Source organism: Streptomyces sp. NPDC046349, from assembly GCF_055587885.1.
In genome coordinates, this window is sequence record NZ_JBVJFK010000004.1 from 1 (window position 1) to 18,948 (window position 18,948).

General features: G+C 73.3%; 16 protein-coding genes. 5 read left to right on the plus strand and 11 right to left on the minus strand.

Annotation, left to right across the window (positions count from 1 at the left end; genetic code table 11):
• Nucleotides 1-654 precede the first annotated feature (654 nt).
• Nucleotides 655-1,653 carry a tryptophan--tRNA ligase gene (gene trpS / locus ACZ6JS_RS10010; protein ID WP_469297176.1) on the plus strand — a complete coding sequence of 333 codons (999 nt, stop codon included), beginning with the start codon at nucleotides 655-657 and terminating at the stop codon, nucleotides 1,651-1,653.
• A gap of 42 nt (nucleotides 1,654-1,695) precedes the next feature.
• Here trpS and proC read toward each other — a convergent pair whose 3' ends face one another.
• From proC to ACZ6JS_RS10035, 5 genes are all read right to left on the minus strand, one after another.
• Nucleotides 1,696-2,505 (minus strand): pyrroline-5-carboxylate reductase, encoded by an 810-nt coding sequence (proC, locus tag ACZ6JS_RS10015; protein WP_469297177.1) that lies wholly within the window; start codon nucleotides 2,503-2,505, stop codon nucleotides 1,696-1,698.
• 112 nt (nucleotides 2,506-2,617) lie between these two features.
• Nucleotides 2,618-3,355, minus strand: coding sequence for an ABC transporter permease (locus tag ACZ6JS_RS10020; RefSeq protein ID WP_469297178.1), 738 nt, complete (start codon nucleotides 3,353-3,355; stop codon nucleotides 2,618-2,620).
• Nucleotides 3,352-4,149 carry an ABC transporter ATP-binding protein gene (locus ACZ6JS_RS10025; protein ID WP_469297179.1) on the minus strand — a complete coding sequence of 266 codons (798 nt, stop codon included), beginning with the start codon at nucleotides 4,147-4,149 and terminating at the stop codon, nucleotides 3,352-3,354. Before ACZ6JS_RS10025 ends, ACZ6JS_RS10020 begins: the two co-directional genes overlap by 4 nt.
• Before the next feature lie 78 nt (nucleotides 4,150-4,227).
• Complete coding sequence (locus ACZ6JS_RS10030; RefSeq protein WP_469297180.1) at nucleotides 4,228-4,788, minus strand: hypothetical protein; 561 nt, start codon at nucleotides 4,786-4,788, stop codon at nucleotides 4,228-4,230.
• Nucleotides 4,789-4,847: 59 nt separating this feature from the next.
• Nucleotides 4,848-5,150: an SH3 domain-containing protein gene (locus ACZ6JS_RS10035; protein ID WP_469297181.1), complete on the minus strand. Its 303-nt coding sequence runs from the start codon at nucleotides 5,148-5,150 to the stop codon at nucleotides 4,848-4,850.
• Nucleotides 5,151-5,256: 106 nt separating this feature from the next.
• Here ACZ6JS_RS10035 and ACZ6JS_RS10040 point away from each other — a divergent pair, with 106 nt between their 5' ends.
• Nucleotides 5,257-7,401, plus strand: a complete 2,145-nt coding sequence (locus ACZ6JS_RS10040; RefSeq protein WP_469297182.1) for a serine/threonine-protein kinase — start codon at nucleotides 5,257-5,259, stop codon at nucleotides 7,399-7,401.
• A gap of 111 nt (nucleotides 7,402-7,512) precedes the next feature.
• Here ACZ6JS_RS10040 and ilvD read toward each other — a convergent pair whose 3' ends face one another.
• The 4 genes from ilvD to ACZ6JS_RS10060 form a co-directional block, all read right to left on the minus strand.
• Nucleotides 7,513-9,363: a dihydroxy-acid dehydratase gene (ilvD, locus tag ACZ6JS_RS10045; protein WP_469297183.1), complete on the minus strand. Its 1,851-nt coding sequence runs from the start codon at nucleotides 9,361-9,363 to the stop codon at nucleotides 7,513-7,515.
• A 120-nt stretch (nucleotides 9,364-9,483) separates the two neighbouring features.
• Nucleotides 9,484-10,104: a TetR/AcrR family transcriptional regulator gene (locus ACZ6JS_RS10050; RefSeq protein ID WP_469297184.1), complete on the minus strand. Its 621-nt coding sequence runs from the start codon at nucleotides 10,102-10,104 to the stop codon at nucleotides 9,484-9,486.
• Nucleotides 10,101-10,928, minus strand: a complete 828-nt coding sequence (locus ACZ6JS_RS10055; RefSeq protein WP_469297185.1) for a sugar phosphate isomerase/epimerase family protein — start codon at nucleotides 10,926-10,928, stop codon at nucleotides 10,101-10,103. The genes ACZ6JS_RS10050 and ACZ6JS_RS10055 overlap by 4 nt, the downstream gene beginning before the upstream one ends.
• Before the next feature lie 405 nt (nucleotides 10,929-11,333).
• Nucleotides 11,334-12,281, minus strand: a complete 948-nt coding sequence (locus tag ACZ6JS_RS10060) for a Ppx/GppA family phosphatase (protein ID WP_469297186.1) — start codon at nucleotides 12,279-12,281, stop codon at nucleotides 11,334-11,336.
• A 186-nt stretch (nucleotides 12,282-12,467) separates the two neighbouring features.
• Here ACZ6JS_RS10060 and ACZ6JS_RS10065 point away from each other — a divergent pair, with 186 nt between their 5' ends.
• The gene (locus ACZ6JS_RS10065) at nucleotides 12,468-13,217 is read left to right on the plus strand and encodes a DUF3109 family protein (RefSeq protein ID WP_469297653.1); all 750 of its coding nucleotides are present in this window, start codon (nucleotides 12,468-12,470) and stop codon (nucleotides 13,215-13,217) included.
• Between the two features lie 31 nt (nucleotides 13,218-13,248).
• Here ACZ6JS_RS10065 and ACZ6JS_RS10070 read toward each other — a convergent pair whose 3' ends face one another.
• On the minus strand, nucleotides 13,249-15,021 hold the full coding sequence (locus ACZ6JS_RS10070) for a BACON domain-containing protein (RefSeq protein ID WP_469297187.1): 1,773 nt from the start codon (nucleotides 15,019-15,021) through the stop codon (nucleotides 13,249-13,251).
• A 170-nt stretch (nucleotides 15,022-15,191) separates the two neighbouring features.
• Here ACZ6JS_RS10070 and radA point away from each other — a divergent pair, with 170 nt between their 5' ends.
• Both radA and disA read left to right on the plus strand, forming a co-directional pair.
• Entirely contained in the window at nucleotides 15,192-16,610 is a 1,419-nt protein-coding gene (radA, locus tag ACZ6JS_RS10075) for a DNA repair protein RadA (protein WP_469297188.1), read from the plus strand.
• A 312-nt stretch (nucleotides 16,611-16,922) separates the two neighbouring features.
• Nucleotides 16,923-18,047, plus strand: coding sequence for a DNA integrity scanning diadenylate cyclase DisA (disA, locus tag ACZ6JS_RS10080; RefSeq protein WP_356810152.1), 1,125 nt, complete (start codon nucleotides 16,923-16,925; stop codon nucleotides 18,045-18,047).
• A 136-nt stretch (nucleotides 18,048-18,183) separates the two neighbouring features.
• Here disA and ACZ6JS_RS10085 read toward each other — a convergent pair whose 3' ends face one another.
• The gene (locus ACZ6JS_RS10085; RefSeq protein ID WP_469297189.1) at nucleotides 18,184-18,924 is read right to left on the minus strand and encodes a hypothetical protein; all 741 of its coding nucleotides are present in this window, start codon (nucleotides 18,922-18,924) and stop codon (nucleotides 18,184-18,186) included.
• Nucleotides 18,925-18,948: the final 24 nt, after the last annotated feature.

Below are 18,948 nucleotides of genomic sequence, written 5' to 3' on the forward strand. Positions count from 1 at the left end.
TGCTGTCTTGCGTTTCCGACTCTATCAGACTCTTTCGTGTCCGACTTCCTCGGTGCTTTCCAGGTTTTCGCTTTCGCGTTTCCCTTTCCGGCGGTTCCGACTCTATCAGATCCTTTCGGGCCTGATTCCCAGTCAGCGGGTTGTGCTGCGCGGGCTGTTAGGCCCTTGCGGCGAGTGAGACAGTAGCGGATTCCTCGCCTCCGAACCTAATCGGCGACGGCGTCCTCGGACACGGATTCCTCATTCGCAAATACGCATGAAAACGGGACGACAAAGTGCGTCGTTCGTTCGAATGTGTAGTGCGGAATGGCTGTCCGGGGACCGACCGGGGTCGGCGCTCACGTCGGACAACTCGAAGAACCTTACGGACCGGGCACACCCGTGTCAACCCCCGGCCGACCGTTGCCGCACGGTGCGGGCCAAACTCGCGGCGTCCTCCTGTCCAGCGGTCTACGCTGGCTCCCATGACTACGCATGCGCCCACGCTCAGCCTTCGCTGGTGGGCCGCCTGACGGCGGCCGACCTCCACGCGAGCACGCATGCGCTCACGGCCGCCGCCTCGGCGGCCGTTCTGTTTTCTCCCCTCCCGGGAGTGGCTCGGTCGCCCGGCGCGGTGACCCGACACCACTCACGCACTCACAGGGAGAGCAGGACATGACGAGGATCTTCAGCGGGATCAAGCCGACCGGACACATGACCCTGGGGAACTACCTGGGCGCCGTACGGCAGTGGGTCGCTGCCGAGCAGGAGCCGGAGGACGCCCTGTTCTGCGTCGTCGACCTGCACGCGTTGACCGTCGAGCACGAGCCGGCGCGCGTGCGCAGGCTCAGCCGGCAGGCCGCGACGCTTCTGTTCGCGGCCGGGCTGGAGCCCCGGCGCTGCACCCTCTTCGTACAGAGTCACGTCGACGAGCACACGCGGCTGGCCTACCTGCTGGAGTGCACGGCAAGCGACGGGGAACTGCGCCGGATGATCCAGTACAGGGACAAGGCGGCGAAGGCGCAGGCTGCCGGGGACGGCGTACGGCTGTCCCTGCTCACCTACCCGGTGCTGATGGCGGCGGACATCCTGGCCTACGGGGCCGGGGAGGTGCCCGTCGGGGAGGACCAGCGGCAGCATGTCGAGCTGACCCGTGATCTGGCGGTGCGCTTCAACCAGCGCTACGGACACACCTTCACCGTGCCCAGGGCCACCCATCCGGCGGTGGCCGCGCGGGTCATGGGCCTCCAGGACCCCACGTCGAAGATGGGGAAGTCCCACGAGAACGGATCGGGGATCGTCTACCTGCTCGACGAGCCCGGGGTGGTGCGCAAGAAGGTGATGCGGGCCGTCACCGACAGCGGGGACGGTGCGGTGGTCCACGACCGGGAGGCACGGCCGGGGGTGGCGAACCTGCTGGACATCCTGGCGGCGTGCACCGGCGGCGATCCGGCCGCGCTCGCCGACGGGTACAGCGGGTACGGGGCACTGAAGCGGGACGTGGCCGACGCGGTGATCGAGCTGCTGCGGCCGTTGCAGGAACGGCACGCGGAGCTGGCGGCCGACCCCGCGCAGGTGGACAGGGCGCTGCGGGAGGGCGCGGAGCGGGCCAGGGAGCTGGCGCGGCCCGTGGTGGACCGGGCGTACGAGGCGATCGGGCTGCTCAGGCCGTAGCCGGAGGTGGGGCCCCGGCGGGGTCGGGGCCCCACCCGCGGTTCAGGTGTTTCCGGAGGCGAGCTCGCGGCTGCGGTCGCGGGCGGCTTCGAGGGCGGCGATCAGGGCGGCGCGTACGCCGTGCCGTTCCAGCTCGACGATCGCGTTGATGGTCGTGCCGGCCGGGGAGGTGACGGCCTCGCGGAGCTTGACGGGGTGTTCGCCGCTGTCGCGCAGCATCACGGCGGCGCCGATGGCGGCCTGGACGATGAGGTCGTGGGCCTGGGCGCGGGGCAGTCCGAGGAGGATGCCGGCGTCGGTCATGGCCTCGACGAGGAAGTAGAAGTAGGCGGGCCCGGATCCGGAGAGGGCGGTGGCCGCGTCCTGCTGGGACTCGGGGACGCGCAGGGTCTTGCCGACACCGCCGAAGATCTCCTCGGTGTGGGCGAGGTGCTCGGCGGTGGCGTGGCTGCCGGCGGAGATGACGGACATGGCCTCGTCGACGAGGGCGGGGGTGTTCGTCATGACGCGCACGACGGGGGTGCCTGGGCTGAGGCGCTCCTCGAAGAAGGAGGTCGGGATACCGGCGGCGCCGCTGATGACCAGCCGGCCCGCGGGGACGTGCGGGGCCAGCTCGTCGAGGAGCTTGGCCATGTCCTGGGGCTTCACGGTGAGGATGAGGGTGTCGGCGCGCTTGGCGGCTTCGGCGTTGGAGACGGCCTCGACGCCGTAGCGGGTGCGGAGTTCCTCGGCCCGGTCGCTGCGGCGCGCGGTGACGAGGAGCTTGGAGGCGGGCCAGCCGCCGCGGATCATTCCGCTGAGCAGGGCCTCGCCGATCTTGCCGGTACCGAGGACTGCGACTGTCTGGGTCATGCCCGATCCACCTCGCCGAACTGTTCTTCCGCCTGGGCTGTGCAGGCGTACGCGTACGTGTCCTCATCCTTGCACCCGGGCGGCGGGCAGGCCCGGGATGTCCGCAGTGCGGTCAGGGGGTACGGCGGCGGAGGGTGGCCGCGCCGAGGGCGAGTACGAGGACGGCGCAGGCGGCGACGATCACGACGTCGCGGACGAAGTCGGCGGTCATGTCGGTGTGGGTGAGTACCTGGGTCATGCCGTCGACGGCGTAGGACATGGGCAGGACGTCGGAGATGCGTTCGAGGACCGGGTGCATGGTGCTGCGGGCGGCGAAGAGCCCGCAGAGGAGCAGCTGGGGGAAGATCACCGCCGGCATGAACTGGACGGCCTGGAATTCGGAGGCCGCGAAGGCGGAGACGAAGAGGCCGAGGGCGGTGCCGAGGAGGGCGTCGAGGAGGGCCACGAGCAGGAGCAGCCAGGGGGAGCCGACGACGTCGAGGCCGAGGGCCCAGAGGGCGAGGCCGCTGGCGAGGAGGGACTGGATCACGGCGACGGTGCCGAAGGCGAGGGCGTAGCCGGCGATGAGGTCGCCTTTGCCGATGGGCATGGCGAGGAGGCGTTCGAGGGTTCCGGAGGTGCGTTCGCGCAGGGTGGCGATGGAGGTCACCAGGAACATGGTGATGAGGGGGAAGATCCCGAGGAGTGACGCGCCGATGCTGTCGAAGGTGCGGGGGCTGCCGTCGAAGACGAAGCGCAGCAGGGTGAGCATCAGGACGGGCACCAGGACCATCAGGGCGATGGAGCGCGGGTCGTGGCGGAGCTGGCGCAGGACGCGGCCGGCGGTGGCGGTGGTGCGGGCGGTGTTCATCGGGTCTGCTCCTGGGCGGCGAGGGTGTCGGCCTCGTCGACGAGGCGGAGGAAGCCCTCCTCGACGGTGGCGGAGCGGGTGCGGGCGCGCAGGGCGTCGGGGGTGTCCTGGGCGAGGATGCGGCCTTCGCGCATGAGGAGCAGGTCGTGGCACCGCTCGGCCTCGTCCATGACGTGGGAGGAGACGAGGATCGTGGCGCCGCGGGTGCCGGCGATGTCGTGGAAGAGGTTCCACAGGTCGCGGCGCAGGACGGGGTCGAGTCCGACGGTGGGTTCGTCGAGGACCAGCAGTTCGGGGGTGCCGAGCAGGGCGACGGCGAGGGAGACGCGGCTGCGCTGGCCGCCGGAGAGGTTCCCGGCGAGGGCGCCGGCGCGGGTGGTGAGGTCGACGTCGGTGATGGCGCGGTCCACGGCGTCGGCGCGGCGGGCTGCGGCGGCCCGGCCGGGGTCGAGGATCGCGGCGAAGTAGTCGAGGTTCTGGCGGACGGTGAGGTCGTCGTAGACGGAGGGCGCCTGGGTGACGTAGCCGATGCGGGAACGCAGGTCGGGGTGGCCGGCGGGCCGGCCGAGGACGTCGAGGGTGCCGGTGACGTGGGCCTGGGTGCCGACGATGGCGCGCAGGAGGGTGGATTTGCCGCAGCCGGAGGGGCCGAGGAGGCCGGTGATGCGGCCGCGGGGGACGTCGAAGGCGATGTCCGCGATGACGGTGCGCGGGGTGCGGCCGGTGCCGCGGCGGACGGTCAGGCCGTGGGCGTGCACGGCGGCCGGCCCTCCGCCGTGCTGTTTATTCATCATGTGATGAATAATGCTCCTGGCGGTGCCCGGGCGTCAATGACCGGGAGAGGCGAGGGTGCCCGGACGCGCGGCTGCGGGCTACTTCCTGCGCTTGGGGCGCCGGGCCGCCGGGTTCCCCGTACGGGTGCTGCGGCGCCGGGCGTATTCGGCCTGGGCGCGCTCGTACTCGGCGCGGTGGAGCTTCTCGCCCGGAGCCTCGGTCAGGCAGCGCAGGGAGTACGCGATGAGGGAGCCGATGAAACCGATCGTCTTCAGGCCCTTCAGGGCGGCCTCGTCGGAGGACGGGGCAGGACGCCGGCTGAAGGAGTCCCACGTCTTGACGAAGGCGATGGCGCTGGCGATCGCGAAGAGGACGACGACGGAGATGCTGAGGAACGGGCCGACGTTGCCGATCTCCAGGCCCTCGTAGGAGAGGCGGAGCAGCACGGCGGCTGCGGTGGCCGTCACCAGGGAGCCGACGCAGAGGGCGGCGCGGCGCAGGCCGTAGCCGCTCTCGTGGTTCACCCAGGTCGTGCCGAAGAACCGGAGCGGCTCCGGCTGCGGTCCGGCGGGGACCGCCGGTTCGGACGCGGCCGAGGCCGCGGCCCGGGCCGGGGAGGCCGGCTCGGCGGGGGTCTGGTCTCGCTGGTCGTCGCTCACAGCAGCGATTATCCCCCGCCGGGCCGCCCGGGCCGGGCGCGTCTCACGTGTCAGACGGGTCAGCCGCAGTGCGTGACCACGTAGCCGTCGCTGCCGGTCCTCACGTACGCGTCGGAGACGAAGCGGCCGTTCCCGATGCAGTCCCAGATGTCCGTCGTGCCGTACGGGCCCGAGACCGTGGTGCCCTCGGTCTGGCAGCGCAGCGTGACAGTCGCGCCGAGCGGCAGGACGTCGATCACCGAGTAGTTGGTGCCGGGACCGCTGCGGACGTTCAGCCGGTACCCGGGAGCAACCGGATAGGACGGGTAACCGGAGCCGGCGGCGAGGCTCTGGACTTGGCTGGAATCGTTCTCCACCGACATGCGAAATCTCCCCCCATGGGCGTTGCCGTGCGCAACTCGCGCAGGGTAGCAGGACCTTGGAGATGCGTACGGGTCATCGACTAGGCTCCGGCGGGGGTGGTGAGCGGTGCATTCGCTGCGCGCGGACTACGCGGGCTTTCCGGAGTACGCCGGGCAGTACAGGCTCGAATCGGTGCTCGGCTCCGGAGGCATGGGCGTCGTCCACCTCGCCACGTCGGGCTCGGGGCTGAAACTCGCCGTCAAGATCGTGCACGCCGAGCACGCGGTGGACCCTGAGTTCCGGGCCCGCTTCCGGCAGGAGGTCGCCGCCGCGCGCCGGGTGAGCGGGGCGTTCACCGCGCCTGTCGTGGACGCCGACCCGGACGCCGAACGGCCCTGGATGGCCACCCTGTTCATCGACGCGCCGACGCTCGCCGAACGCGTACGGCGGAAGGTGCTCGACCGCACCGAACTGGCGCGGCTCGCCGCCGGTCTGGCGGAGGCGCTCCGCGACATCCACCGGGCGGGCGTCGTCCACCGCGACCTCAAGCCCAGCAACGTACTCATGGCACCCGACGGCGTGCGGGTCATCGACTTCGGGATATCGCGGCCGGCCGACAGCGACCTGCGGACCGAGACCGGGAAGCTGATCGGGACCCCGCCGTTCATGGCGCCCGAGCAGTTCCAGCGGCCCCGCGAGGTGGGGACGGCCGCGGACGTCTTCGCCCTCGGCGCGGTGCTCGTGCACGCGGCGACGGGCCGCGGGCCCTTCGACTCGGACAGCCACTACCTGGTGGCCTACCAGGTGGTGCACAGCGAACCCGACCTGACGGGGCTGCCGCGGCAGCTCGTACCGCTCGTCCAACGGTGCCTGGCCAAGGACCCGCAGGAGCGGCCCACCGCCGAGGAACTGATCGCCGAGATGCGGGCGGTCGCGTACCCGACCTCCGAGGACACCCAGGCCTTCATCCCCCGCCCGCGGGAACCCGACGGGGCCGAGCTGCTCACCCACCGCCGGGAGCGGATTCCCGCGCTCGCGGAGCAGCCCCCGGCTCCGCGCAGGCGGCGGACCCGGCTCGCGGTGGGGGCCGGGATCGGGCTGCTGCTGGTGGGCGGCGCCGTCGGCGGTTACCTGGGCCACGGGCCGGCCGCCGGATCCGCGCCCGCCCGGATCGCCGGGAAGGAGGACGCGGCGCCGGCGAAGGCCTTCTCCCCCTGGTCGGTGCCCCTGGGCGAGGCCGGCACCGGCAGCCGGATCGGGGCCTGCTCCTGGCAGGCGGAGGCCCTGTACTGCGCCGGACCCGGCCTCACCGCGGCGCGGCTCGACCCGGCGGACGGTTCGACGGTGTGGAGCCTGGAGGCGGCCGCCACCTCCCCGGCGAAGGGGACGCCGACCCCCGGGGCGCCCCTGCACGCCGGCGGACGGGTCCTCGTGGTGGCACCCGGCAGCGAGACGCTCCGGGCACTGGACCCGGCGACGGGTGCGGAACGCTGGCGGCACAAGCTGCCCGCCGGCTCGCAGGCGGTGCCCGCGGGCGCGCAGGTGCTGCTGGTGGGTACGAACGGCAGCGTCACCGCGCTGGACGCGGCGGCCGGCACTGCCCGCTGGACCCGGCAGATCGGCGGGGTCGGCTCCGTGTGGTGGACCGGCGACGGGCAGGAGGGCGGCGCGGCGCCCGACCTGTACGTGGCGACGCCCGACGGCAGCGGATCCACCCAGCTCGCCTCCGTCGACCCGGCGAGCGGGACGCCGACCCGGCAGTTCCGCACGCCGGGGCGGCTGCGGCCGTTCGGCGCGGTGCACGGCGGCCTGTACCTGATGGACGTCGACGCGTCCTCCAGGACCACCGCCGTCGTGCGCGCCGATCTGACGGCGGGCACCGCGCAGCGGGTGCGGCTCACGGCGCCGCTGTTCGACGCGGAGGCGGCGGTGGACCGGGAAGGGGTCGCCTACCTGTTCGGGACCTCCGGCACGCTGGTCGCGGTCGGGGCCGGGCAGGAGCGGTGGCGGCTGGAGACGGGCGTGACGGTGGCGTCCCGTCCGGTGGTGGCCGACGGCCGGGTCCACCTGACGGCGCCGGACGGGCGGCTGCTGGCCGTCGACGCGGCCGACGGCAGGCCGGCGGGCCAGACCAGGCCGCGGATGGCGGACGGCAGGGACACGTACGCGTCGACGCTGCCGGCCCCGGTGGCCGGCGGCGGGCGGGTGTTCTCGGGCGCGCCCGACGGATCGGTGTTCGCGGTCGACGCGGGCGACCCCGCCCGCTGGTGAACGCCGGCGTGAGCGCGGCCGCGCCGGCGCCGGTCACGCCCGCGGTGGGACGCGGGCGCCCCCGCACTGTGCGGTGCGGTGCGGGGGCGTCGCTGCCGGGGTGGGGCCGGGTCAGCCCAGCCGGGTGACGTCGCGGACCGCGCCCTTGTCGGCGCTGGTGGCCATCGCGGCGTAGGCGCGCAGGGCCGCGGAGACCTTGCGCTCGCGGTTCTTCGGGGCGTAGACGCCGCCGAGGGCCTCGTGCCGGGCCGCCAGGGTGGCGTCGTCGACGACGATCTCGATGGACCGGTTGGGGATGTCGATGCGGATCAGGTCGCCGTCCTCGACGACGGCGATGTCGCCGCCGGACGCCGCCTCGGGGGAGGCGTGGCCGATGGACAGGCCGGAGGTGCCGCCGGAGAAGCGGCCGTCCGTCACCAGCGCGCAGACCTTGCCGAGGCCGCGGCCCTTGAGGAAGGACGTCGGGTAGAGCATCTCCTGCATGCCGGGGCCGCCGCGCGGGCCCTCGTAACGGATGACGACGACGTCGCCCGCCTTGACCTCCTTGCGCAGGATCTTGTCGACGGCCTCGTCCTGCGACTCGCAGACGACGGCCGGGCCCTCGAAGGTCCAGATCGACTCGTCGACGCCGGCGGTCTTCACGACGCAGCCGTCGACGGCGATGTTGCCGCGCAGGACCGCGAGGCCGCCGTCCTTGGAGTACGCGTGCTGCACGGAGCGGATGCAGCCGCCTTCGGCGTCGAGGTCGAGGGCGTCCCAGCGCTCGGACTGGGAGAAGGCGGTGGCGGAGCGGACGCAGCCCGGGGCCGCGTGCCACAGCTCCATGGCCGTGTCGGTGGCCGTGCCGGAACGGGCGTCCCACTTCGCCAGCCAGTCCTCCAGGCCCGCGGAGTGGACGGTCGTCACGTCCTTGTTGAGGAGCCCGCCGCGGTGCAGTTCGCCGAGGATGGCGGGGATGCCGCCGGCGCGGTGCACGTCCTCCATGTAGTACGTGCCGCCGGGCGCCACGTTCGGGGCGACCTTGGCCAGGCACGGGACGCGGCGCGAGACGGCGTCGATGTCCTTGAGGTCGTAGTCCAGGCCCGCTTCCTGCGCGGCGGCCAGCAGGTGCAGGATCGTGTTGGTGGAGCCGCCCATGGCGATGTCGAGGGCCATGGCGTTCTCGAAGGCCTCGCGGGTGGCGATGTTGCGGGGGAGGACGGACTCGTCGCCGTCCTGGTAGTACCGCTTGGTGATCTCCACGACCGTGCGGCCGGCGTCCTCGTACAGGGCGCGGCGGGCGGTGTGCGTGGCGAGGACCGAGCCGTTGCCCGGGAGGGCCAGGCCGATGGCCTCGGCCAGGCAGTTCATCGAGTTCGCGGTGAACATGCCGGAGCAGGAGCCGCAGGTGGGACAGGCGTTCTCCTCGATGCGGAGCACGTCCTCGTCGGAGACGTTCTCGTTGGAGGCGTCCACCATGGCGTCGATCAGGTCCAGCTTGCGGACGGTGCCGTCGACGAGGACGGCCTGGCCGGCCTCCATCGGGCCGCCGGAGACGAACACGGCCGGGATGTTGAGGCGCATGGCGGCCATCAGCATGCCCGGGGTGATCTTGTCGCAGTTGGAGATGCAGATCAGGGCGTCGGCGCAGTGCGCCTCGACCATGTACTCCACGCTGTCCGCGATCAGGTCGCGGGACGGCAGCGAGTACAGCATGCCGCCGTGGCCCATCGCGATGCCGTCGTCGACGGCGATCGTGTTGAACTCGCGGGGGATCGCACCGGCCGCACGGATGGCGTCGGAGACGATCCGGCCCACGGGCGCCAGGTGGGTGTGACCGGGGACGAACTCGGTGAAGGAGTTGGCGACCGCGATGATCGGCTTGCCGATGTCCTCGCTCGCTACGCCCGACGCGCGCATAAGGGCGCGGGCGCCCGCCATGTTGCGGCCGTGGGTGACGGTGCGGGACCTCAGCTCGGGCATGCGGTTCACTCCCCATGAGTGCGGCTGTACGGTCAGCCGCGACTGCGGATATGGCTCAGTACGAGGCTACGCCCACCGCCCGGGATCCGGACGCCATGTCCGCATGACGGGACGGGCGGCTCAGCCCTCGGTCAGATAGCGCTGGAGCGTAGGGGCCACGAGCGCCACGATGTCCTCCGGGTCCGCGGAGGCGAGGGGCTCGACCTGGAGGACGTAGCGCAGGATCGCGATGCCGACCATGTGGGAGGCGGCGAGTTCGGCGCGGAAGGTCGGGTCGGGCACGTCCAGGTCGGCGGCGACCCGCTCCAGGACCCTGCGCAGCACGAGGCCGCGCAGCACCTTGGCGGCGGCCTCGTGGGTGAGCGCGGACCGGATCACGGCCAGCAGCGGGGCCCGGGTGACCGGGTTCTCCCAGACACCGAGGAAGTAGCGCGCCAGCCGCTCGCCGATGCCGTCCGGTCCCTCCCCGATGACGGCGGGGACCACCATGGCCGGCTCCATGCTGACCTCGATGGCCGCGGCGAAGAGGTCTTCCTTGCTGCCGAAGTAGTGGTGCACCAGGGCCGGGTCCACGCCGGCGACCTTCGCGACGCCGCGCACGGACGTCTTGTCGTAGCCGCGCTCCGCGAACACCTCGCGGGCGGCGAGCCGGATGCGCTCCTGGGTGCCCGGACCCTCTTCTGCCTCGTCCTGGCGGGGCCGGCCCGGGCCCCGGCGGCGCGGCTTGCTCTCCCCGGTCACGGCCTGCGGGCCCCGTCGCGGCCGACGGTGGCCAGGTGCAGGCGGGTGAAGGCCAGCGCCTCGGCGAGGTCGGCCTCCCGCTCGGCCGAGGACATCGCGCGTCGCGTGTTGACCTCGATGACCACGTGGCCGTCGAAGGAGCTCCGGGCGAGGCGTTCCAGCAGCTCGGCGCAGGGCTGCGTACCCCGGCCGGGCACCAGGTGCTCGTCCTTCGCCGATCCGTTGCCGTCGGCGAGGTGGACGTGGGCCAGCCGCTCCCCCATCCGGTCGATCATCGCGGTCGCGTCCGTGCGGGCGGTCGCGGTGTGCGAGAGGTCGACGGTGAAGTGCCGGTAGTCGTCCTTCGTCACGTCCCACTCGGGCGCATAGGCGAGCATCTCGCGGTCGCGGTACCGCCACGGGTACATGTTCTCCACGGCGAACCGCACGTCGGTCTCCTCGGCCATCCGCCAGATGCCGGAGACGAACTCCCGCGCGTACTGGCGCTGCCACCGGAACGGCGGATGCACGACGACCGTGGACGCGCCGAGCTTCTCGGCCGCCGACCGGGCGCGCTGCAGCTTGACCCACGGATCGGTGGACCACACCCGCTGGGTGATGAGCAGACAGGGCGCGTGGACGGCCAGGATCGGCACCTGGTGCTGGTCCGACAGGCGGCGCAGCGCGTCGATGTCCTGGCTGACCGGATCCGTCCACACCATCACCTCGACGCCGTCGTATCCGAGGCGCGCGGCGATCTCGAAGGCGGTCGCCGTGGACTCCGGATAGACGGAGGCGGTGGACAGGGCGACTCTCGCGGTCGGGATGCGGACGGGTTCTGCCACGGGGACAGGGTACGGGGCCCGCGCCCGCCCGGTACGTGACGGCCGCCACGCGGGCCGGGTTCCGGCCGTCGCCCGGCTCCACCCGAAGACGGCGGCCGCGATGACGGACCGCCCCCGGCCTCGCTGGACGCACGCGTCCCCGAGGACGCCGCCGGCGCCCTGTCATGGGCCTGTGACGCGGGCTTCCGCGAACACACCGCCGCCCGGGCGGTCGAAGCCGGTCCTGCGTCCCACGAACCCTTCGCGGAGGGCTTCCCACCGGCCGGCCCCGGAGGCGTGAGGCTCCGGGGCCGGCGGCTCGGGCGGACCGGCTCGAAGTGCCCCGGCACACCCTTTCGCCCTGGTCGGTGCGCTGGTCGTGGACGGAAGAGGACGACGCCGGGGTGCGCGTGCCCCCCGTACCCCCTACGCCGGCCCGGCGCCCGGGGTCGGGAGGTGGTCCAGGCGGCGCAGGATCACGCCCTCGCGCAGGGCCCACGGGCAGATCTCCAGCTCGTCGACGCCGAAGAGGTCCATGGCGCCTTCGGCGACCAGCGCACCGGCCAGGAGCTGGTTCGCCCGGCCCTCCGAGACGCCCGGGAGGGCGGACCGCTGGGCCGTCGTCATCGCGGCCAGGCGCGGGACCCATTCCTCCAGCGCCTTGCGGCTGAGGTCGCGCTGCACGTACAGGCCGTCCGCCGAGCGGGCCGCGCCCGCGATGCGGGCCAGCTGCTTGAAGGTCTTCGACGTCGCCACGACGTGGTCCGGGGCGCCGAAGCGGCTGAACTCGCGGACCGTCCGGGCGATCTCCGCACGCACGTGCCGCCGCAGCGCCCGGATGTCCAGGGCGTCCGGCGGGTCGCCGGGGAGCCAGCCCGAGGTGAGGCGGCCCGCGCCCAGCGGGAGGGAGACGGCGGCGTCCGGGTCCTCGTCGATGCCGTACGCGATCTCCAGGGATCCGCCGCCGATGTCCAGGACCAGCAGCTTCCCGGCGGACCAGCCGAACCAGCGGCGCGCGGCGAGGAAGGTGAGCCGCGCCTCGTCCTCGCCGCTCAGCACCGGCAGGTCGACACCGGTCTCCGCCTTGACCCGGGCCAGCACCTCGTCCGCGTTCGTGGCCTCGCGCACGGCGCTGGTCGCGAAGGGGAGGACGTCCTCGCAGCCCTTGTCCTCGGCGGCCTGCACCGCTTCGTTGATGACGGAGAGGAGACGCTCGACGCCTGCGGGGGTGACCGCGCCGGCGTCGTCGAGGAGCTCCGCCAGCCTTATTTCCACCTTGTGCGAGTGCGCCGGCTGTGGGCGCGCGCCGGGGTGCGCGTCCACCACCAGCAGATGGACCGTATTCGAACCCACATCCAGGACACCGAGTCTCATGGGGGGAAACGCTACTGCGAGGAACGCTCGGGGGTTGTGTAAGGGGCGCTTAGGCTTGGGTTTGTGCCAAATACGAAGAAGGCCAACAAGACCCGGTCGGAGAAGGACACGGGCAAGGACGACCAGCGCGCAAGCACCAAGCGCACCAGGAACGGCAAGCCCCCCAAGCCCGGAAAGGCCAAAGCCATGGCCGACGAGAAGGGGCTCGACTTCCCGCGGGCCTGGGTGGAGTTCCCCGACCCCGCCGACGACGAGCAGGTCTTCCGCTGCGACCTGACCTGGCTGACCTCCCGCTGGACCTGCATCTTCGGCAGCGGCTGCCAGGGCATCCAGGCGGGCCGGGCCTCGGACGGCTGCTGCACGCTCGGCGCGCACTTCTCCGACGAGGACGACGAGAAGCGCGTCGCGGAGCACGTGGCCCGGCTGACGCCCGAGCTGTGGCAGTTCCACGACGTCGGCAGCGAGAGCGGGTGGACGCAGGCCGACGACGACGGGGAGAAGCAGACCCGCCGCTGGGACGGGGCGTGCATCTTCCTGAACCGGCCGGGGTTCCCCGCCGGTGCCGGCTGCTCGCTCCACATCCTCGCGTTGAAGGAGGGCAGGGAGCCGCTGGAGACCAAGCCGGACGTCTGCTGGCAGCTGCCGATCCGCCGGACGTACGACTGGATCGACCGGCCCGACGACACCCGGGTGCTGCAGGTGTCGATCGGCGAGTACGACCGTCGCGGCTGGGGCCCGGGCGGCCACGACCTGCACTGGTGGTGCACGTCGGCGACGTCCGCGCACGGCGCCGGGGACCCGGTGTACGTGTCGTACCGCGCCGAGCTGACGGAGCTGATGGGCAAGGAGGGATACGAGGCGCTCGTGAAGCTGTGCGAGGCCCGGCTGGCCTCGCTGCTGCCGATGGCTCCGCACCCCGCGGACCCGACCCCGTAGACGAAGCCTCGGCCCGGTCGGCCGTGCCGCGTCAGCCCCCCGCCGGCCCGGACGGTGCCGGGCCGGGCGCCGGGGAAGCCGTGCCGCCTGCGCCGTCCGTCGGGGTCGGCGCGGGCGTCGGGGACGGCGGCGCAGTCGTGGGTTCCGTGGGGGAGGGCGTCGGCGTCGGCCCCTGGGTCTGGTCCGGTGACGGCGACGGGCTCGCCGGATGCGTCGGTTCGGGCTGCGGGATCGGCGTCGACGCGGGTCGGCCCCGGCCCCGGACGGAGACCACCGCACCCGTCGGGTCGATTCCCACCCGGGCGGTCCAGGCGCCGACAGGCTGCGCCTCGGGGTCCACGGCGATGTGCAGGGTGACCGATTCTCCGGGCTCGAGGGTGCCCGCGGTGCGGCTCGCGCGCAGCCAGGGCGCGTCGGACCAGAGCCGCCAGTCGACGGGGGCGCCGCCGGAGGCGGTGAGGGTGAGCAGGGTCAGGGCGCCTCGCGAGGACGCGGCCACGGAGAGCCGGCCGGGGGCTCCGGCGTGGTCGGGGGTGGCCGGAGGGCCGGTGCTGATCACCTCGACGGAGACGTCGGAGGAGTCGCCGCTCTCGGCGAAGCCGGGACCGCCGGTGGTGGTGGCGGCGTTCCCCGCGTTCTCGTAGGCGGTCAGCGGGCGGCCGTCGATCCGGGCGGTCGGGAGCTCGGTCTCGCTGGCGGAGATACGGGGGGAGCCGTTGCCGACGGGTTCGCCGGTGCCGTGCTCGCCGCGGTACGAGGCCCACAGCGCCAGGACAGGGGCCGCGACGACGGTGGCGACGACGGTGGTGGTCACCGCCCGGGCCCGCAGCCGGTCGCGGCGGGCGGCGCGGTCCTTGGGGTCCATCGGGAAGCCGGTGCGGTCGAAGCGCGGACCGGGGCTGCGACCGCGGCCCCGGCCGGAGCGGGCCATCGCCGCGTGGATCGCGGTGCGCGGGGCGGGTACGAGCGGCAGCGCGGCGGTGTTGACGCCGCCGGATCCGGGCCAGGGAGCGGCGGCTCCGACGCGTTCGGCGACGCGCCGGCAGCGGGGGCAGTCGTCGACATGCCGGACCAGCTCGGCGCGCAGGGTGCTGGACAGCAGTACGTCACCGCCGTTGCCGTCCGCGTCCGCGCCGGTGAGCTGGGCGACGCTGGGACAGCTGCCGGTCTCGACCACGGCGAGCGCGGCGCGGGTGCGCTCCACCTCGCAGGCGGCGCCGGTCAGGAGCTCCCGGGCGGCGGCGGGGGGCGTGCCGAGGACGGCGGCGAGTTCGGGGACGGCGAGGCGGTGGCGAACGGCGAGTTCGAGTGCCTCGCGCTGCGCGGGCGTGGTTCCTGCGGCCTCCGGCCAGGCGAGACGGGCCAGCTCGGTGCGGCGGTAGGCGCTCACGTCAAGTTGCCGATGGGCGTCCGCGGCCGGCCCGTCGGCGGCTGCGCCCCCCGGCGCACGGTCGCGCACGGTGTGCTCCGGCGCACGCCGGGCGGAATGCGCTCCCTGTCGAATGCGCCGCTGCTCCGCCAGCCGGCGCAGGCAGCCCCAGCGGGCGAGCGCGTAGAGCCAGGCCCGGCGGTCGCCCTCGTCGGGGCACCGGCCGGGATGCCGCTCGGCGACGGCGAGGACGTCTCCGAGCACGTCGGTCGCGGTGTCGTGATCGCACAGGACCGACAAGCAGTACGTGAACAGGCCGTCGAGATACGGCTCGTGCCGGAAGGGGCGCGGCGGCTCCTCTTCGTGAGCCGTGCGCCCGTGCGCCCGGTGTGCGCCGGTGCGCTGTGCGGGGTGTGCCTGGTTGCTGCTGTTCACCTGGCGACCGTAGGCGGCGCGCAGGGGGCGCCTTGGAAGCCTTCCCCGGTTTTAGCCCTTACGGGTGAACAGATCGGTGGTGCACTGACGACCGCCCTGACGTGGGCGGCGCCGCCCCGGCCGGCACCGCGCGGCCCGGGCTGTCGGTGCGGGCGGCTACCGTGAGCGGCATGGCTGCCCGCACTGCTCGTTCATCCGCCAAGGACCGACCGTCGTACCGCTGCACCGAGTGCGGGTGGACGACGGCCAAGTGGCTCGGCCGGTGTCCGGAGTGCCAGGCCTGGGGCACCGTCGAGGAGATGGGGGCGCCCGCCGTCCGGACCACCGCGGCCGGCCGGGTGTCGACCGCCGCGCTGCCGATCGCCCAGGTCGACGGGCGGACGGCGACCGCGCGCAGCACCGGGGTGGACGAGCTGGACCGCGTCCTGGGCGGCGGGCTCGTGCCCGGCGCCGTCGTGCTGCTGGCCGGCGAGCCCGGCGTCGGCAAGTCGACGCTGCTGCTGGACGTGGCGGCGAAGGCGTCCAGCGACACGCACCGCACGCTGTACGTCACGGGTGAGGAGTCCGCGAGCCAGGTGCGGCTGCGGGCCGACCGCATCAAGGCGCTGAGCGACCACTTGTACCTCGCCGCCGAGACCGACCTGTCGGCGGTGCTCGGACACCTCGACGCCGTGCAGCCCTCCCTCCTCGTCCTGGACTCCGTGCAGACCGTCGCCTCGCCCGAGATCGACGGCGCACCCGGCGGCATGGCACAGGTGCGGGAGGTGGCGGGCGCCCTGATCCGTGCCTCCAAGGAGCGGGGCATGGCCACCCTCCTCGTCGGCCACGTCACCAAGGACGGCGCCATCGCCGGCCCCCGCCTGCTGGAGCACCTCGTGGACGTGGTGCTGAGCTTCGAGGGCGACCGGCACGCGCGGCTTCGGCTCGTACGCGGCGTGAAGAACCGCTACGGCGCCACCGACGAGGTCGGCTGCTTCGAGCTGCACGACGAGGGCATCACCGGGCTCGCGGACCCGAGCGGACTGTTCCTGACCCGGCGCGCCGAAGCCGTTCCGGGGACCTGCCTGACCGTGACGCTGGAGGGGAAGCGGCCACTGGTCGCCGAGGTGCAGGCGCTGACCGTCGACTCGCAGATCCCCTCTCCCCGCCGGACCACGTCGGGCCTGGAGACCTCGCGCGTCTCGATGATGCTGGCGGTGCTGGAGCAGCGCGGCCGGATCACCGCGCTCGGGAAGCGCGACATCTACAGCGCGACCGTGGGCGGGGTGAAGCTCACCGAGCCGGCCGCCGACCTGGCGATCGCGCTCGCGCTGGCGTCCGCCGCCAGCGACGTACCGCTCCCGAAGAATTTGGTGGCCATCGGCGAGGTCGGTCTGGCCGGCGAGGTGCGGCGGGTGACGGGGGTGCAGCGGCGGCTGGCGGAGGCGCACCGGCTGGGCTTCACACACGCGCTGGTGCCGGCGGACCCGGGCAAGGTGCCGCCCGGGATGAAGGTCACCGAGGTGGCCGACATGGGCGACGCACTGCGGGTGCTGCCGCGCGGGCGCTCCCGTACGCCGGCCAAGGAGCGGTCCGCTGCCGCGCAGTAGGCCACGGGCCCGCGCAGCGGGACACCGCCCGCGCGGTCGGTCACGGCCCGGGCGGGCGGTCAGGGCCCGCGGTCGTGATCGAACGGAGGGTGCCGTCATGATCGAACCGAGCGGGCCGTCATGATCGACCCGGCCGACCGACCGGTCGCCGCCCTGGTCAGGGGGGCCGGAGGGGCTGCCGCCGGGCCCTACCTGGCCAAGCCACGGCGGGGCCGCAGCGCGCGCCGGTAGACTTTGTGCTGGTCCGCCCGGCCGTACGCACGTCCTCGTGCCCCCGCGCCAGGCGGCGCAACCCGCGACCGGAGGAGTGCAGTGGCAGCCAAGGACGGGGCATCAGCACCCGGGAAGTCCGGCGCGAGCTCCAAGCACGACGCGCTCATGCGCGCCTCGCTGAGCGCGGTCGCACCCGGTCAGCCACTGCGCGACGGCCTCGAGCGGATCGTCCGCGGCAACACCGGCGGCCTCATCGTCCTCGGCATGGACAAGGCCGTCGAGGCGATGTGCACGGGCGGCTTCGTCCTCGATGTGGAGTTCACCGCGACCCGGCTGCGCGAGCTGTGCAAGCTCGACGGCGCGCTCATCCTCGACAAGGACCTCACCAAGATCCTGCGGGCCGGCGTACAGCTCGTACCGGACGCGTCGATCCCCACGGAGGAGACGGGCACGCGCCACCGCACGGCCGACCGCGTCTCGAAGCAGTGCGGCTTCCCGGTGGTGTCGGTGTCGCAGTCGATGCGGCTGATCGCGCTGTACGTGGACGGGGAGCGGCGGGTACTGGAGGAGTCCGGGGCGATCCTGTCGCGGGCGAACCAGGCGCTGGCCACGCTGGAGCGGTACAAGCTGCGCCTGGACGAGGTCGCGGGCACGCTGTCGGCTCTGGAGATCGAGGACCTGGTCACGGTGCGCGACGTGACGGCGGTCGGGCAGCGGCTGGAAATGGTCCGCCGGATCGCGACCGAGATCGCCGAGTACGTGGTCGAACTGGGCACGGACGGGCGACTGCTGTCGCTCCAGCTGGACGAACTGACGGTGGGCATCGAGCAGGAGCGCGAACTGGTCATCCGGGACTACGTGCCCGAGCCGACGGCGAAGCGTTCCCGCACGGTGGACGAGGCACTGGCGGAGCTGGACGCCCTGACCCACCCGGAGCTGCTGGAACTGCCCATCGTGGCACGGGCGCTCGGGTACACGGGCTCGCCCGAGACGCTGGACTCGGCGGTGTCGCCCCGCGGCTACCGGCTGCTGGCGAAGGTGCCGCGGCTGCCGGGCGCGATCATCGAGCGGCTGGTGGAGCACTTCGGCGGTCTGCAGAAACTGCTCGCCGCGAGCGTCGACGACCTGCAGACGGTGGACGGCGTGGGCGAGGCCCGCGCGCGGAGCGTCCGCGAGGGCCTGTCCCGTCTGGCCGAGTCGTCCATCCTGGAGCGGTACGTCTAACCTGCGGCTTCGCCCGGCCGACCGATCGGCCGGCCATTCGGTGTGCGCCGACCGCGCCGCTGCCGGGGCTCCGCCCGGGACCCCGCCCCTCAACCGCCGGCGGCCGGCCGGCCGGGAGTCGGCGGCGGGGGCCGGGTCAGTCCTGCTTGAGGACGAACGAGGTGCGGGCCACCGGCATGCCGGGGGACTTGACCTCGACCACGTAGGTGTCGGGAGCCGCGGAACCCGCCGGAGGCGACTGGCACTGGTCGGCGGCGCTGAACCTGCGGTCCCAGTCCAGCGTGTGCTTGGTCTCGCCCTGCGCGGGGAGGCGGAAGAAGGCGTTGCCGGCGCCCGTCGGGCAGTCCGCGGAGGACCACACCGCCTTGTTGCTGCTCGCCTGAAGGATGGTCAGGACTGCCTGCTTCGGGCCGAGATCGACCTTGCAGGTCGTTCCGGAGGTATTGCGGGCGATCAGTTCGAGGCGGGGCTTCTCGTTCGCCTCGTACTCGTTCTTCGCGCTCTTGACCTCCCACTGGAGCGCCGACGTCGCGCACGTGGGGAGCGGCGAGTCCGCCGGGACCGCCGCCGGTCCGCCCGCGCCGCCGCTGGCGGACCCCGAACCGCCGCCGGCGCCGGTGCCGTTGCCCGGTTCGCCGTTCTTGCCCGCACCGCCGCCCGGGCCGCCCTCGGCGCCGGTGGTGCCAGCGCTTCCGGACTCGGGGCGCCCACCGGGTGCGGCGCTGATGGCGGGGCCCGTGCCGGCCGGTCCCGGAGTGATGGAGGTGACGGGATCGGGGCGGCCCTCGCCCTTTCCGTTCGTACTCGTCTTCCCCCCACCGGAACTGACGGTCCATACGGCGAGCAGCGCGAGGAGCGCGACGACTGACGCCAGCACAGCCCTCCGTCGCCAGTAGATGGA